General features: G+C 64.2%; 10 protein-coding genes. 6 read left to right on the top strand and 4 right to left on the bottom strand.

All coding sequences use genetic code 11. The features are described 5' to 3' along the window. Window positions 1-288 precede the first annotated feature (288 nt). The 5 genes from GV819_RS03700 (at window position 289) to GV819_RS03680 (ending at window position 10,065) form a co-directional block, all read left to right on the top strand. A complete protein-coding gene (locus tag GV819_RS03700) occupies window positions 289-1,377 on the top strand; it encodes an efflux RND transporter periplasmic adaptor subunit (RefSeq protein ID WP_161753896.1) in 1,089 nt (362 codons plus the stop codon). A gap of 10 nt (window positions 1,378-1,387) precedes the next feature. Continuing rightward, window positions 1,388-4,489, top strand: coding sequence for an efflux RND transporter permease subunit (locus tag GV819_RS03695; protein ID WP_161753600.1), 3,102 nt, complete (start codon window positions 1,388-1,390; stop codon window positions 4,487-4,489). After that, complete coding sequence (locus GV819_RS03690; protein WP_161753598.1) at window positions 4,479-7,610, top strand: efflux RND transporter permease subunit; 3,132 nt, start codon at window positions 4,479-4,481, stop codon at window positions 7,608-7,610. The genes GV819_RS03695 and GV819_RS03690 overlap by 11 nt, the downstream gene beginning before the upstream one ends. A 2-nt stretch (window positions 7,611-7,612) precedes the next feature. Beyond that, entirely contained in the window at window positions 7,613-9,067 is a 1,455-nt protein-coding gene (locus GV819_RS03685) for an efflux transporter outer membrane subunit (protein WP_161753597.1), read from the top strand. Between the two features lie 74 nt (window positions 9,068-9,141). Continuing rightward, a complete protein-coding gene (locus tag GV819_RS03680) occupies window positions 9,142-10,065 on the top strand; it encodes a DUF808 domain-containing protein (protein WP_161753594.1) in 924 nt (307 codons plus the stop codon). 7 nt (window positions 10,066-10,072) lie between these two features. On the opposite strand, the gene GV819_RS03675 is transcribed toward GV819_RS03680, so the two are convergent. From GV819_RS03675 to GV819_RS03665, 3 genes are all read right to left on the bottom strand, one after another. Continuing rightward, on the bottom strand, window positions 10,073-12,106 hold the full coding sequence (locus tag GV819_RS03675; RefSeq protein WP_161753592.1) for an FUSC family protein: 2,034 nt from the start codon (window positions 12,104-12,106) through the stop codon (window positions 10,073-10,075). Window positions 12,107-12,266: 160 nt separating this feature from the next. Further along, on the bottom strand, window positions 12,267-13,055 hold the full coding sequence (locus GV819_RS03670) for an MlaA family lipoprotein (protein ID WP_161753590.1): 789 nt from the start codon (window positions 13,053-13,055) through the stop codon (window positions 12,267-12,269). Continuing rightward, on the bottom strand, window positions 13,048-14,346 hold the full coding sequence (locus GV819_RS03665; protein WP_161753588.1) for a serine/threonine protein kinase: 1,299 nt from the start codon (window positions 14,344-14,346) through the stop codon (window positions 13,048-13,050). Before GV819_RS03665 ends, GV819_RS03670 begins: the two co-directional genes overlap by 8 nt. A 234-nt stretch (window positions 14,347-14,580) precedes the next feature. Between GV819_RS03665 and GV819_RS03660 the strand changes: the two genes are divergently transcribed. Then, window positions 14,581-14,940 carry a hypothetical protein gene (locus GV819_RS03660; protein WP_161753586.1) on the top strand — a complete coding sequence of 120 codons (360 nt, stop codon included), beginning with the start codon at window positions 14,581-14,583 and terminating at the stop codon, window positions 14,938-14,940. A 54-nt stretch (window positions 14,941-14,994) separates the two neighbouring features. Here GV819_RS03660 and GV819_RS03655 read toward each other — a convergent pair whose 3' ends face one another. Beyond that, complete coding sequence (locus GV819_RS03655; RefSeq protein ID WP_161753894.1) at window positions 14,995-16,548, bottom strand: beta (1-6) glucans synthase; 1,554 nt, start codon at window positions 16,546-16,548, stop codon at window positions 14,995-14,997. Window positions 16,549-16,609 lie beyond the last annotated feature (61 nt).

Genomic DNA, 16,609 nt, shown 5'->3' with positions numbered 1-16,609 from the left:
GCGGTTGCGCATGGTAGCACCGGCGTCGCGCGGGGCTCAAGAATGCCGGGGCGAGCCCATTTTTCCAGCACTTGGGCGGATTTGCCTGTCGAGCAGCTGAACAAAAATACCCATCCCCCAGCAGCCCAAAAGGTGGCTGCTAGAGTTCAAGGCAGTGTTCGGGCCTGAGGCCGTCGACCAGCCTGTGACGGGGGGGCTTGTTCCGACGGTCGACCCGATTTCCATAGTGCTTGGATCGGGTGCCGGGTCGTGGACAAAAACAGGCGAGGCAACACCACTCTATTGATCATGCTCCTGGTTCTGGCGGCCCTGGTCGTTGGGCTCTGGTTCTTCCTGTCCGCGCCACGGCATCCGGCCAAGGAGTCCGCGGCGGGCGAGCCGGTGGCAGTGGTGGCGGTGCACTTGCAGGATGTGCCCGTCTACATCGATGCCTTGGGCACCGTGACACCGACCCGCAGTGTCACCGTGATCACCCAGGTCGACGGCATCCTCGCCAGTGTCGAATTCAAGGAAGGCCAGCAAGTGCGCAAAGGGCAGGTCATCGCGCGGATCGATGACCGTGCGCTCAAGGCGCAGTTGGCTCAGGCCAGGGGCGTGCTGGCTCGCGATCAGGCGGTACTGAGCAATGCCCAGCGCGACCTGGCCCGTTACCGTGAGCTGATCAAGGCCGGCTCGGTGAGCCAGCAGACCCTCGATACCCAGGTATCCAGCGTGGCGCAGCAAGCCGGTACGGTTGCTGCCGATCAGGGCAGTGTGCAGAACCTGGAGGTCCAGTTGGGTTACTGCACCATCACTGCGCCGGTGGATGGCGTCGTCGGCCTGCGCCTGGTGGACCCAGGCAACTACGTGACCAGCGCCAGCACCACCGGGATTGTGCTGATTACCCAGATGGAACCGGCCAATGTGCTGTTCGCGGTGCCGGAGGATGACCTCGGGTTGATCAATCAGGCCATGGCCAGGGGGCCGGTGCCGGTGCTCGCCTACGACCGCAACAAGCACAACCTGCTGGCCACTGGCAGCCTGCTGGCGCTGGACAATCAGGTCAACACCAGCACCGGGACGATCAACGTCAAGGCGCGCTTCGAGGGTGCGGGCAAGCTGCTGTTTCCCAATCAGTTCGTCAACGCCCGGCTCCAGGCCGACACCCTGAGCCAGGTGCCGGTGGTGCCGACCCGGGCAATCCAGCATGGCAGCAAGGGCGACTTCGTGTTCGTTGTGGTCGGGGCCAAGGCCAGTCTGCGCAGCATCAAGGCTGGCCCTGCCAGTGGCGACATCACGGCGATCCTCGATGCCGGGGTCAAGGCCGGCGAGCAGGTGATTACCGAGGGCGCGGACAAACTGGATGAAGGTTCTGCGGTGAAAGTCGTCGCCCAATAAGGAGCCGTTGATGAACGTCTCGCGTCCCTTTATCCAGCGCCCGGTGGCCACCACTTTGTTGATGGTGGCCGTGCTGTTGCTGGGGATGCTCGGTTATCACCTGCTCTCGGTATCGGCCCTGCCCGAGGTGGATTACCCGACGATCCAGGTCTACACCCAGTATCCAGGGGCCAGCCCGGAGGTGATCAGTTCCTCGATCACCGCGCCCCTGGAGCGCCAGCTCGGCGAGATGCCGGGGCTCAAGTCCATGGGCTCCACCAGTTCCAACGGTGCTTCGGTGGTGACCCTGCAGTTCGACCTGGCGCTGTCCCTGGATGTGGCCGAGCAAGAGGTGCAGGCGGCGATCAATGCAGCCGGGACCTTCCTGCCGAGCAACCTGCCGTACCCGCCGGTGTACAGCAAGGTCAACCCGGCGGACGCGCCGGTACTGACTCTGTCCCTGACCTCCGGCGTGTTGCCGCTGACCAAGGTCGAGGACCTGGCGGACACCCGGCTGGCGCAGAAGATCTCGCAGATATCCGGGGTCGGCCTGGTGACCATCAGCGGTGGCCAGCGCCCGGCGGTGCGGGTCGAGGCCAATACTTCGGCACTGAACAGCCTCGGCCTGTCCCTGGATGATCTGCGCAGCGCCCTGGGCACGGCCAACGTCAATCAGGCCAAGGGTAATATCGACGGTCGCTACCAGGCCTATTCGATTGGCGCCAACGATCAATTGCAGTCGGCGGATGAGTACCGTGACCTGGTGATTGCCTACAAGAACGGCGCGCCGATTCGCCTGGCGCAGATCGCCAGTTCCGTACAGGGCCCTGAAAATCCCCGTCAGGCGGCCTGGACCAACAGCACCCCGTCGATCGTCCTGAATATCCAGCGCCAGCCCGGGGCCAACGTGATCGAAGTGGTGGATCGGGTCCAACAGTTGTTGCCCAAGCTGCGCGCCAGCCTGCCGGGCACCCTCAAGGTCGAGGTGCTCACCGATCGCACCCAGACTATCCGCGCTTCGGTGGTGGATGTGCAGTTCGAGCTGGCGGTGGCGGTGCTGCTGGTAGTGCTGGTGATCTTCCTGTTCCTGCGCAACCTGGCCGCCACCCTGATCCCTGCGGTGACTGTGCCGCTGACCCTGGTGGGCACCCTGGCGGTGGCCTATGCCCTGGGTTTTTCGCTGAACAACCTGACCCTGATGGCGCTGACCATTGCCATCGGTTTTGTGGTCGACGACGCCATCGTCATGATCGAGAACATCACCCGCTACATCGAGGCGGGTGACACGCCACTGCAGGCGGCACTCAAGGGTGCCGAGCAGATCGGCTTCACCATCATCTCGCTGTCGGTGGCGCTGATCGCGGTGATGATTCCATTGCTGTTCATGGGCGATGTGGTGGGCAGGCTGTTCCGTGAGTTCGCCATGACCGTGGCGGTGACCATCGTGATCTCGGCGCTGATTTCCCTGACCCTGACCCCGATGATGTGCGCACGTATGTTGAAGAGTCGCCACGGCGAGCGTCGGGCGGATTTTTTCGACCGTATCAATCAACACTACGTACGCGGCCTGGAGTGGGTGCTGGCTCATCGCGCCTTGACTCTGCTCTCGGTGGCGCTGACAGCGCTGCTGACGTTGTTGACCCTGGTGAGCATGCCCAAGGGCTTTTTCCCCGAACAGGACACCGGGCTGATCCAGGGCATCTCCCAGGCCGCGCCGAGCATTTCCTTCCAGCAGATGCAGGAGCAGCAGCAACGCCTGGCGGCGCGGATTCTCCAGGACCCGGCGGTGCAGAGCCTGTCGTCCTTCGTCGGCATCGACCAGACCAACCCGACCTTGAACCAGGGCAACCTGCTGATCAACCTCAAGCCCCGGGATCAGCGCGACAGCAGTGCGGCGGTGATCCGCCGGCTGGCCGATGGCAATGCCGGCACCGCCGGTATTCGCCTGTACCTGCACGGAGTCCAGGACCTGACCCTGGATGCCACGGTGTCCACCACCAGCTACCGCCTGGGCTTGCAGGCCACCGATGCGGACCTGCTGGAGCTATGGACTGGCAAGCTGCTCGCAGCGCTGAAGCAGGACCCGATGTTCACCGACGTGCAAAGCCAGGCCATGCAGTTCGGCAACCAGATCCAGCTGAACATCGATCGGGCCACCGCCTCGCGCCTGGGAGTCACTCCACAGGCCATCGATGACGTGCTCTACGACGCCTTTGGTCAGCGTCAGGTGTCGACCCTCTACACCCAGCTCAACCAGTACCACGTAGTCATGGCCACCGACCGCCCGCCGCGTAACTTGGCGGACCTGCTGACTGGCCTCTACGTGAACATTCCCGGCGGCGGGGTGGCGCCGCTGTCGAGCATGATCACCCAACAGGTGCAGCGTGCCCCCCTGACCATCAATCGCCTGGGGCAGTTTCCCTATGCCGATGTCTCGTTCAACCTGGCTCCCGGCCAGACCCTTGGCGCGGCGGTGACCCGACTCCAGGAGATCGAGGCCCAGGTTGGCCTGCCGGCCTCGGTGCAAGCCTCTCTGGAAGGGGCGGCGGCGACCTTCCAGGCGTCGCTGTCGAACCAGGTATTCCTGGTGCTGGCCGCAATCGTCGTGGTGTACCTGATGCTGGGGATTCTCTACGAGAGCTTCGTGCACCCGGTGACCATTCTCTCGACCCTGCTCTCGGCGGCCCTGGGGGCCTTGCTGGCGTTGCTGATCACCGGCACGCAGTTCGACATCATCGGCCTGATCGGCATCGTGCTGCTGATCGGCATCGTCATGAAGAACGGCATCATGATGGTCGACTTTGCCCTGGAACTGGAGCGCAAGGGCGGCCTCACCCCGCTGGCGGCGATCCGCCAGGCGGCGGAACTGCGCTTCCGGCCGATCCTGATGACCAGCATGGCCTCGCTGTTCGGCGCAGTGCCCCTGGCCCTGGGCACCGGTATCGGCTCCGAGCTGCGCCACCCACTGGGGATCGCGATCATTGGCGGCTTGTTGCTGAGTCAGGTGCTGACGCTGTTTTCCACCCCCGTGATCTTCCTCGCCATGCACGGCCTGGGCGAGCGTCTGGCGGGGCGCCGCGCCAGCAGGGAAGGTGACGGGGAAGGGCCGCAGAGGGTTGGCGATGAACCTTAGCGCGCCGTTCATCCAGCGCCCCATCGCCACTACGTTGCTGGCCGCCGGGTTGGCGCTGTTCGGCATCCTGGCCTTCAACCTGCTGCCGGTGGCGCCGCTGCCGCAAGTGGATTTTCCCACCATCAGCGTACGAGCTTCTTTACCCGGGGCCGATCCGCACACCGTGGCCAGCTCGGTGGCCACGCCCCTGGAGCGCCAGTTCGGGCAGATCGCCGGAGTCACCCAGATGACTTCGTCGAGCACCCTGGGGGCCACTCGGATCAACCTGCAGTTCGACCTCAATCGCGACATCGACGGCGCCGCCCGGGATGTCCAGGCGGCGATCAATGCGGCGCGTACCAACTTGCCCAGCGACCTATCGGGCAACCCCACCTATCGCAAGGTCAACCCGGCCGACTCGCCGATCCTGATCATCAGTCTGACCTCGGACAGCGCCTCGCCGGGGCAGATGTACGACGTCGCCTCGACCCTGCTGGAGCAGCGTCTGCTGCAGACCCGCGGGGTCGGCGATGTGACCGTCGGCGGCGGCGCCTTGCCGGCGGTGCGGGTCGAGCTCAACCCGGACCGGCTCAACCATTACGGGATCAGCCTGGAGCAGGTACGGCAGGTCATTGCCGCGGCCAACGTCAACCTGCCCAAGGGCTCGATTGCCCTTGGCCAGCAGAACCATGTGTTGAGTGCCAACGACCAGCTCTACGCGACCACTGACTACGCCAACCTGGTGGTCAAGCAGAACAACGGCAGCCTGGTGCACATCGCGGACCTGGGCTACGTGCGCGAAGACGTCGAGGATCTGCGCAACTTCGGCCTGTTCAACGGCAAGCCGGCGGTGCTGCTGGTGATCTTCAAACAGCCGGGGGCCAATGTCATCGATACCGTGGATGCGGTGAAGGCCGAGTTGCCATTTCTCCAGGAATCGATCCCGGCGTCCATCCGCCTGAGCATCCTGATGGACCGCACCACCACCATTCGTGCTTCGCTGCGGGACGTGGAACTGAGCCTGATCGCTTCCATCGTGCTGGTGACCCTGGTGACCTTTGCCTTTTTCCGCGACTGGCGCAGCACCCTGGTGCCGGCCATCGTGGTGCCGCTGTCACTGCTGGGTACTTTCGGCGCGATGTACTTTCTCGGCTACAGCCTGAACAACCTGTCGCTGATGGCCCTGACCATTTCCACCGGGTTCGTGGTGGACGATGCCATCGTCGTGGTGGAGAACATCATGCGCCACCTGGAGCGCGGTGAATCGCGGCTGCAAGCGGCGCTGGCCGGAGCCCGAGAGGTGGGATTCACCGTGCTCAGCATCAGTGTGTCGCTGGTGGCGGTGTTCATTCCCCTGCTGTTGATGGGGGGGATCGTCGGGCGCCTGTTCCGTGAGTTTTCAGTGTCGCTGTCGGTGTCCATCGGCATCTCGATGCTGATTTCGTTGACCGTGACGCCGATGCTTTCCAGTGTACTGTTGCGTACACGGGAACAGGCGGCCGAAGGCGCCGAGACCGTGGGTTCGCCGGTGCATCGCTTCTACGATCGGAGCCTGGGCTGGGTCATCGCTCATTCCCGGCTGATGGGGTTGGTGACGGTGTTGGTGATCATCCTTGCCGGTGTGTTGTATGTGCTGGTGCCCAAGGGCTTCTTTCCCCAGGAGGACACTGGTCGCCTGTCCGGCAGCATCCTCGCGGCCCAGAGTATTTCCTACGGCGCGATGCAGAAGGACTTTCTCGAGATCAACCGCAAGGTCATGCAGAACCCCAATGTCGATACGGTCGGCGGTTTCGTCGGTGGGGGCGGCGGTGGCGGTGGCGGCGGGGCGATCAACAGTGCGCAACTGTTCATCGCCCTCAAGCCCCTGGGCCAGCGCCATGACAGCGCCGACCAGGTGATCGCGCAGATTCGCCGGACCCTGGGGGACATGCCCGGCACGCGGCTGTACCTGCAATCGGTGCAGGACATCACCGTGGGTGGACGCCAGAGTGGCGCGCAGTATCAATACACCTTGACCGCCGACGACCAGAGCGACCTGGATGAGTGGGTGCCCAAGGTGGTGGCGGTGCTGCGTGGCCTGCCGCAACTCAAGGACTTGAACACCGACCAGCAGGACAACAGCCTGCTAGCCAATGTCCAGGTCAATCGCGACAGCGCCGCGCGCCTCGGGGTGAGCATGGCGGCCATCGACCAGACGCTATACGACGCCTTTGGCCAGCGCCAGGTCTCGACCCTGTACCGGGCGGCCAACCAGTACCACGTGGTGATGGAGGTGGCTCCGGAATACTGGACCGATCCCTCTACCCTGAACTCGATCTACCTGCCTACCGGAACAGTGGTCACAGGCAAGGGCGGCGCGGCGAATCCGGACCTGGCAGCCAACGCCCAGCAACGACTGATCGCGCTGTCATCGGTGGCCGAGCAGTCGGTGCAGCGCACGGCCATCGCCATCAGTCACCAGGGCACTTTTCCGGCGGTGACGGCTTCGTTCAACCTGGCGCCGGGGGTCTCCATCGGCCAGGCCACAGCCCTGGTAGACCAGGCTATAGCGCAGTTGCGCATGCCCGCCAGCGTGGTTGGGCAGTTCGCCGGTACTGCCCAGGTGTTCCAGTCCTCGGTGGCCAGCGAGCCATTGTTGATCGTCGCCGCCTTGCTTTCGGTGTACATCGTGCTGGGCATTCTCTACGAGAACCTGATGCACCCGCTGACCATCCTCTCGACCTTGCCGTCAGCCGGGGTCGGGGCGCTGATCGCCTTGCTGCTGACCGGCACCGAGCTGTCGATCATCGCCCTGGTGGGGGTGATCCTGCTGATCGGCATCGTCAAGAAGAACGCGATCATGATGATCGACTTTGCTATCACCGAGGCCAAGGAGCAGGGGTTCAGTGCCCAGGAGGCGATTCGCCGGGCCTGCCTGGTCCGTTTTCGACCAATCATGATGACCACCCTGGCGGCGATCCTCGGCGCGCTGCCCTTGGTGCTTGGCAGTGGCTACGGCTCGGAGCTGCGCCGGCCGTTGGGGATCTCGATCATCGGTGGCTTGCTGCTCAGCCAGGTGCTGACGCTGTACACCACCCCCGTTATCTACCTGTGGCTCGATCGGGCGTCCCAGCGCTTGCGCCGGGTCGTCAAGGAGGCATGACCATGCACGGCCAACCTGGCAGAGTGCGTTTCGCGATGGCATTGCTCTGCGTGCTGCTGAACGGCTGCATGGTCGGGCCGGATTACCGGCAGCCGGCCATGGCGTTGCCCCAGTCATTCAAGGAGGGCGCGCAATGGCAGCGCGCCGTGGCCAATCCTCAGGGGGCCCTGGACAGTCAGTGGTGGCTGGCCTATCAGGATCCGCAGCTCAATGACCTGATCCAGCGTTCGGCCAGCGCCAATCAGTCGATCGTGGCCGCCGAGGCCGCCTATCGACTGGCTCGGGCTCAGGTGGCTTCGAGTCGCGCGGGGCTGTTTCCCACCATCAGCGCCGGGCTTTCCGGCTCGCGGGGTGTGGGTGGCAGTAGCAGCAGTACCAGCAGCAGTGCCAGCACCCTCAGCAGTGCAGGCAGTGTGGTACAGAGCGTCAGCGCGACCTTGGGCGCCAGTTGGGAGCCGGACCTCTGGGGCCAGGTACGGCGCGGCATCGAGTCAAGCGAGGGCGTTGCCCAGTCTTCCGATGCGCTGCTGGCCGGGGTGCGACTGTCTATCAGCGCCAGCGTGGCGAACAACTACCTGAGCCTGCGGCAATTGGATATCGAGATTCGCCTGCTCCAGGAACAGCAGCGGATCAACCAGCAGCTCCTGGACATGACCCAGGCGGCTTATGTCCAGGGCACCGCCTCCAACGATCAGTTGCTGGTTGTCCAGGACCAGTTGAGTACCGTGGTGGCGGCCCTGCAGACGGCGCAGATCTCCCGCGAGCAGTTCGAGCATGCGCTGGCGGTGCTGCTGGGCATGGCGCCGGCACAGTTCAGTCTGGCACCGGTAGCCGATTACCCCTTCAGCGTGCCGCGCCCGCCCTTGAGCCTGCCTTCCACCTTGCTGCTGCGCCGGCCCGATGTGGTTGCGGCGCAACGCACGGCGGCCGCGGCCAATGCCAGGATCGGCGTGGCCGAGGCAGCGTTCTTTCCGACCCTGGACCTGACCGCCGAAGTGGGCTTTCGCGGCAGTGCCCTGGGTGGCCTGTTCTCGGTGCCGAACCGCATCTGGACGCTGGGCCCGGCGCTGGCCGCCACGCTGTTCGATGGCGGCGCGCGGGAAGCCGCGGTTCAAGCCGCCCAGGCCAGTTACGACCAGGACGTGGCCAGTTACCGGGGCACGGTGCTCGCCGCCCTGCAGAACGTTGAAGACCAGCTTTCTTCGGTCAATCACCTGCAGCAGCAGGTAGAGAGCTACCAGCAGATGTATCAGCGCAACCAGCAGCTGTTCGGTAGCCAGCAAGCCCAGCTGCGGGCCGGTACGGTCAGCGCGCAGAACCTGCTGACCCAGCAACTGGTGTTGTTGCAGGCCGAGCAGAATCTGCGGGCTTCCCAGGGTCAGTTGAGCCTTGGCAGTGTGGCGCTGATCCAGAGCCTGGGAGGTGGCTGGCACGGGCCGGGCACGGCTGCGCCCTGAGGTGCTTGATCTCGCGTGAAACAAGCCCGGCGCGGTATGCTTCGGGTCTTATTTCACGCAGGGAAGCCTGGCCCATGGCTGGAAGCAGTTTGCTGGTTTTGCTCGACGACATCGCCGCGGTACTGGATGACGTGGCCTTGATGACCAAGATGGCGGCAAAGAAAACCGCAGGGGTACTGGGCGACGATCTGGCGCTCAACGCCCAACAGGTTTCCGGGGTGCGCGCGGAGCGGGAAATTCCGGTGGTCTGGGCCGTGGCCAAGGGGTCGTTTCGCAACAAGCTGATCCTGGTGCCAGCGGCGCTGGCCATCAGTGCCCTGGCGCCCTGGTTGGTCACGCCATTGTTGATGCTCGGCGGCGCCTACTTGTGCTTTGAGGGGTTCGAGAAGCTGGCGCACAAGTACCTGCACCAGGCCGAGGAGGTGACTGGGCACGAGTCGACCCTGCAGGCGCTGGCCGATCCCCAGGTGGACCTGGTGGCTTTTGAGCGGGAGAAAATCAAAGGGGCAATCCGCACCGACTTCATTCTCTCCGCAGAAATCATCGCCATCACCCTGGGGATCGTGGCGGGGGCTTCGCTGACGCAGCAGGTGGTGGTGCTTTCGGGGATTGCGATTGTCATGACGGTCGGTGTCTATGGCCTGGTGGGTGGCATCGTCAAGCTGGATGACCTGGGACTGTGGCTGGCGCGGAAGCCGGGTGCCCTGGCCAAGCGCATTGGCGGGGCGATCTTGCGGGCGGCGCCACTGATGATGAAGAGTCTGTCGGTGATTGGCACGGCGGCCATGTTCATGGTCGGCGGCGGCATCCTCACCCACGGTGTTCCTGCAGTGCATCATCTGATTGAAGGCCTGGCCGAGCGCAGCGCGGCGCTGATCGGCGTGGTCTCGGTGATCATGCCGACCCTGCTCAATGCCGTGGCCGGGATCATTGCCGGGGGGCTGGTGCTGTTGGCTGTGACGCTGGTGGGCAGGGGTTGGCGCGCGGTACGCGGCTGATCCCTGTTCAGCCGGCGGCTGTCAGCCTGGCCGGTAATGCGCCGGCTGGCTGCTGCCGGCACCAGCGACGCCAGGTGAACTGCAACTGCAGGATCGCCGCCCGGGCCATCTCTTGAGGCTGAACGGCCAGGCCTCGGTCTTTCTCCAGGGCCTTGAGCAGAGCCACCGAGGCCGCGTCCAACTGATCGCCGCGTGCCACAGTCGGGCCGCCATGCTTGAGCAGTGCTGCCAAGTGCAACAGATAGCGGTCGCGCTCGGCAGCCAGGGCTCCCTGCGCCGGGTCCAGGCAACTGCGCAATTGCAGCAACTCATCGCCCAGGTCCAGCCCCAGCAGGCCGTTGTCCCAGTGAACGCGACGGTTCTCGGGTTGCATCTGCCAATACCTCGATAACCGGATCAGGCGGTCGGCCATGCGCCCGCCGAACCAGCTCTCGGCCTGTTCCGCAGGGCGCGCAGTGAGTTGTGCCAGGTCGAACAGTGACGCCTTGAACATTCGCCGGTAGTGATGCTCGCCCGGGTTGAGGCTGATCAGCCGCAGCACCACCACGGCAATGCCGACCCCGATCAGGGTGGCCATGGCCTTGTTCAGAAAGGCCCCCAGGTCATAGGTCATCAGATTGCTCGGGCCGACATTGTTGACGAAGAAGATGCAGAAGGCCGAGGCGATCGGCGCGATCTTTGGCCGACTCATGCACAGCGAAGCAAAAAACAACGGCACTCCCAGGCCCAGGCACAGCAGCGGGAAACCGTCCCAGCCGGGCAACAGGCCGAGGCTGACCACCGCCGCCACGGGGATCGACAGGGCTATGCCCTTGAGGAAGTTCAGGCAGGCGGCCGCGGGGTTCTCGCGCCCGGCAAACAGGCTCAATACCACCCCGCAGATGGACACGGCACCCAGTCCCGAAGGCCAGGCGGACAGCAGCCAGAAACCGGCCACAGCGAGAAAGGCCAGGGCACTGCGCAGCCCGCCCAGCAGCCCTTGCTGAATGTCCCGGTGCCATGACAGGGCGCCGGGAGCGCCGGCGGGTACCCGGCCCTGTTCCACGGCGCTGATGCTGCTGGCGCTCTGTTCCACCAGGTTCAATACCTGGGTCAACTGGATCAGACACAGGTGGCATTCGGCTGACAGCGAGCGATCTTCCAGGGCCTGCTCCAGGCTCTGGGCCAGGGGCGCGAGGATTGGCTCATGCTCGGCCTCGAGGGCCTGGATCGTCTGCTGAATCAATGGCTCCAGGCGCTGGGCGTTTTCCAGGTCGAGCATCTGCCGTTGTCGTGCCACGCCCCGGGCGGCTCGCAGCAACCCCAGCAGGTCTCGGCTGAGGACTCGCAGCGCCTGGGAGCGGCGGCGTCCCAGGGGGCCTTCGAACCAGGCATGGTCACGTTGGGCGTCCACCGCGACGATGCGCCCCAGGGCTTCCAGGAGCCCCTTGCGCTGGTCTTCCCCCAGCAGTTCCGAGGCGGCTGCACGCCGCCCCGCCAGCCAGGCGGCCCGGCCCTGAATGGCCAGTGTCTGTTCAATCCGGCGTGGCCATAGAACGATGCTTGCCACCGCGGCGCAGATGATTCCCAGGCCGATCTCCGAGCAGCGTGCCACGGCCTGGTCGAATACCTGCAATAGCGCCGCGGTGGCGGGCAGGGCGATGATTGCGGTGGTGTAGCCGGCCAGTACGAAGCCATAGGCGGCGTGATTGCGCAGCAGCGAGGCACCGGTGGTGCAGAAGGCCAGCCACAGGGCCATGGCCAGCAGGAACAGCAGCGGTGCCTGGCCCAGCACGGCGATCAGCAGGATCGAAACCACGGCCCCGGTAAACGTCCCCAGCAAGCGGTAGGCACCTTTAGCCAGCACCATGCCGCTGCTGGGCTGGCTGACGATGAACACGGTGGTCAGGGCCCATTGCGGCTGTTCGAAATTCAGGCGCAGCGCCAGGTACAGGGCCAGTCCGCCGGCAATCAGGTTCCTGGCGGCGAACAACAGGTCCGAAGGCGCGGGGGCGAAGAGTGCTTGCCAGACATCGGCGATGTGAAGGGTGGGGAATCTCATGCTTCAGACACATAGATAGCTAGCTAATGATTAGCATCGTATCTATTTCCCCGAGAGATGCCAATCGGCTTTTCGCTCTCGTTGCGGGGTTGTAACGGCTGCAGGCGGACCGCCCGAGGAGTGTCGCCCCGCCGGATGGGCGGGACTGTCGGGGTAGGGGTTACTCGGCGATCTGCAACTTGCGCGATTCGCTATACACGTAGCGCACTTTCTCGTACTCGAACGGCGAGTTCAGCTGGCCATAGCGGAAGCTGGTCTGGTAGCGCTTGTCGACGCCACGCAGTGCCCAGATCTCCGGGTGGTTGCTGCTGACTTCCGAGACATTGAGAAAGTTGATCGCCGACTCTGCGGTGTAGTCCACCGCCAGCCCCGCGGTATCGCGCAGGTTCGAAGGGCCGAGGATTGGCAGCACCAGGTAGGCACCACCGGGTACGCCATAGAAACCCAGGGTCTGGCCGAAGTCTTCGCTCTGGCGTGGCAGGCCCATCTTGGTGGCCGGGTCCCACAGGCCGGCTACGCCGATGGTGGTGTTGAGCAGCAGCCGCGCCGTGGTGTCCATGGAGCGCTTGCCCTTGAACTGCAACAGGCTGTTGACCAGGTTGGGCACGTCGCCGAGGTTGTTGAAGAAGTTGCTGACCCCGGTGCGCAGGAAACTTGGCGTCACATAGCGGTAACCGTCCACCACCGGCAGGAATACCCACTGGTCGAAGCGGTAGTTGAAGTGGTAGACCCGGCGGTTCCACGACTCCAGCGGGTCGTAGATGTTCAAGGCGTTGAGGGTCGAGCGTTCGAACTCACGCTGGTCCAGCCCGGGGTTGAACTTGAGTTTCTTCAGCGGCTCGGTGAAACCGTCGGCATCCGGCACGGTGGGGGTGTTGGCCTTGCTGTTGTCAGCTTGGGCATAGCCGGTGCAGAGCAACGCAGCGATAAGCAGGAGATGTTTAGCCACGGAAGAACTCCAGCATGGCGTCGCTGTTGACGCGGTAGTTGAGGTTGCCGCAGTGGCCGCCATGGGGGTAGACGGTCAGGCGGTCGCCAAAGGTTTTACGCAGGAAGCCCAGGTCGCCGGGGCCGAGGATCACGTCGTCGGCGTTGTGCATCACGGCGATCTTGGTGCTGTTCTTGAGGTAGTCCTGCAGGGCGTAGAGGCTCACCTGGTCGATCAGTTGCAACAGGCTGCCGCCGTCGGTACGGGCACGCCACATCGGGATCACCTGTTCGGTCAGGTAGCAGTCGAAGTCGCATTGCAGGGCGCGCTTGAGAAACGGCGTGAGGCTGGTGCCTTCGCGGATCGGGTACTTGGGCGGGGTGATCAGGCCGCGACGGTTGATCAGGTCCGAGGTGAAGGCGATGTCCGCCGCGGAGAAGCGGAACGAGGTGCCGATCAGCATCGCCATCTGTTCGTTGGTCAAGTGTTGCTTGGACTGTTGGAAGTCGTAGAGCAGGGCGTCGTTGAGATCGATGTAGCCCTTCTGCTGGAAGTAGCGGGTCAGCTTGCCCAGTACCAATTCGTAGAAGGTGGTGCTGTTGTTGATGCCCTTGACCTCGGTCTGTACCAGCTTGTCGAGGTTGGTGATCGAGGTGTAGAGGTTGACCGGCGGGTTGAGCAGCAGGACTTTCTTGAAGTTGAAGCTGCGCCGGGTTTCATCCAGCTTGCTGACGAACGCCGCATCCAGGGCCCCCAGGCTGTAGCCGGTGAGATAGAACTCGGTGATCGGCAGCTTGGGGTTTTGCGCCCGCACGGCCTGCATCACCCGGTACATGTCTTCGGCATCTTCCTGGGTCACGCCGGGCGTGGCGAAGCGCGAGGCGGCGCTGATGAAGTCGAAACTGGTGGGCGAGGACAGTTGCACCACGTGGTAGCCGGCCTTGTAGTAGAGCTTCTTCAGGTACTCGTTGAGGCTGCTGTCGTAGCGCGCGCCGGTACCGGCAATCAGGAAGATCAGCGGCGCAGCGTGGTCCTGGGTGGCGATGCGGTAGGTGAGTTTCTTCACCGCCCAGAAATTGTCCGGGAGGATGAACTCGCGCTCCGGGCGCAGGGTCAGGCTGTGGTCCGACTGACGGATATCGTCATTGGAGGGCAGTTCCGGGCGCAACTCCGGTGGCGTGGTGGCAATGGTGGCTTCGAAGGGGTTGGTCAACGGATAGCCATAACTGGCCGCGTCAACGTCGACCGCCAGTGCGGACGCACTCAGGATAAGGCCGCCGAACAGGGCGGCGAAGCGCAAGGAACGAAGCATGACTATATCCCTAGAAGGAAGGTGCCGAATGAGGTTCGCAGGCTATGACCACCGCGCTGCTGCCGAAGTGCCATGGTTGGATGCAAATAACGCCTGTGGCAGGCACATCAGGGGGTGATAGTAGCCGGGCGATACACTTTGCCGCTATTTGCTTAACAGTTATCTATGCATCGAGCTTGCCAAGCGTCCATGGACGATTATGCTGGGCGCCGTTTTGATTGTTCGGAGTGTTTCATGTCTCGCCGCTTGCCCTTGATTCTGCTGCTTGTTGTCCTGCCGCTGTGGTTGGCCGCCAGTTATGGCCTGCGCTACGGCTTCATGGAGGATGCTCGATGGGTGGGCGTCTGTGTCGATGAGGCCAGCCGCTGGGAATGTTCGTTGCGCTCGAACCTGGGCTGGATGATCCACTTCAAGGTGCTGGGCTGGAGTGCCTTGGGCGCGGCACTGCTGGCGTTTGTCGTTCCCGGGCGTGCCGGCTGGGGGTTGGCGGTGCTGGCCGTGTTGGCCGGCATTCCCGCCTTGGCTCTGTACAACACCACCCTGGCGGTGTTTGCGGTGGTGATCGCGGCCCTGCGCCTGGTGCGCGCCAAGTAAGGACTGGGCTCGCTGTAGCGACTGCCGTGGCAGTCGGCTACAGGTTGCGATGGATCAGGCGATACGCGCCCGCAGGCTGCGCCACATTGCCGCCACCATCAACAGGCTGACCAGGGCCCAGCCCCAGGCCTGCTGGTTGGCCAGGCCTTCCTGGTACAGCTGGGGAGCGATACCGGCGCCGACGATAAAGGTCAGCAGGGCAATCTCGCGGCGCGGCACCCGCACGGGGCGGCACAGGTAGACCACCGCCGGCAGCAGCAGGGCGGCGCTGGGGAAGCTGCGATAGCGTGGGTCGAACACCAACTCCAGCATCATTACTGCCGCGGCGAACCCTGTTGTCGCCAGCAACCAGCCTGCACGCTTCTCCAGAGCATTGAAGGCTCGCAGGCGCCAGCCTTCGCGGGCACTCAAGGTCAGCGCGGCATGGGCCAGGACCAGCAGGTTCAGGCCGAGCAGCAGCGCGGCCCAGCACCATTCGCCGGTGAAGCGGCTGGTGACGCGGGCCAGCTCCCCCCAGGTACCGATCGTGCTGGCCGCCAATGCCCCCAGCAGCGGCAAGAGCAGCGCCGCACGTCGACTGCGAACCCGGCCGCCGAGGATCAAGGTGCCGAAGAAGATCACGGCGCCTACCCCTAGCCACAGCGGCCAATAAGGTAGGTTGGACACGGGGCCGGCAAGAATGCCCTTGTCCTGGCGATCTGCGTCGAACAGCCCCCAGTACCCGCCCACCGCACCTTCGCTGGCGCGTTTCCATGGCTGATCGAAGGCTTCGATCAGGTTGTAATGCCAGCCATTGTGTTCTGCCAGCGCAACGAAACCGCGAATGAACTTGGCCTCGTTGACCCGGCTCGGCAGTGCGGTTTCTCGCTGGCGGCCTTCGCTGGGCCAGCCGGTTTCACCGATCATTACGTCTTTGGGCGCGAAGCGGTTGCCAAACACCTGGCGCACCTCGGCCACGTGGTTGAGGGCGGCGTCGATGTTCGACGGATCATCTTCCCAGTACGGCAGCAGGTGGATGGTGAGGAAGTCCACCGCCGGGGCGATTTCCGGGTGCTTGAGCCAGAACTCCCAGACGTCGGCATAGGTTACTGGCTGTTTGACCCCGGCCTTGACCTTGAGAATCAATCGCGCCAGCTGCGGGCCGGTGACTTCCTTGCGCAACAGGGCTTCGTTGCCGACGATCACCGCGCTGACCACATCCGGGTTGGCGTTGGCCGAGGCGATCAGCAGGTCCACTTCTTTCTCGGTGTCCACCGGGTTGCTGTTGACCCAGGCACCGATCATCAGCTTCAGACCGTGCTTGCGGGCTAGCTCGGGCAGGGCCTCAAGGCCGGTCATGGAGTAGGTGCGGATGCACTCGAAGCGGGTGGCCAGCAGTGCCAGGTCGGCGTCCATGCGCTCGGGGCGCAACTTGAACGGTTGGTCGAAGGGCGACTGGTCCTTGTCGAACGGGGTGTAGGAGGCGCACTGCAGTTTGTGGCTGGCGCTGGCGACGTCCGGTAGATGCACCGGCTGGCCGAGGCCGTACCAGTAACCGCAGAGGGCCAGCAGGCCAAGCAGGCAGGACAATAGATAAGCAAGGGCGGGGAAGCGTGCAGTGGCGGGCATGGTCAGGCCGTCGTGGAACAAAGCCGGGCATCTTACCTGCATTTGTTCGCGGCTTGGTGGC

Origin of the sequence: Pseudomonas sp. Fl5BN2 (genome assembly GCF_009908205.1) — a bacterium.
GTDB lineage: Bacteria > Pseudomonadota > Gammaproteobacteria > Pseudomonadales > Pseudomonadaceae > Aquipseudomonas.
The sequence above is the reverse complement of the archived record's forward strand: the minus strand, read 5'-3'. Positions and strand labels throughout refer to the sequence as shown.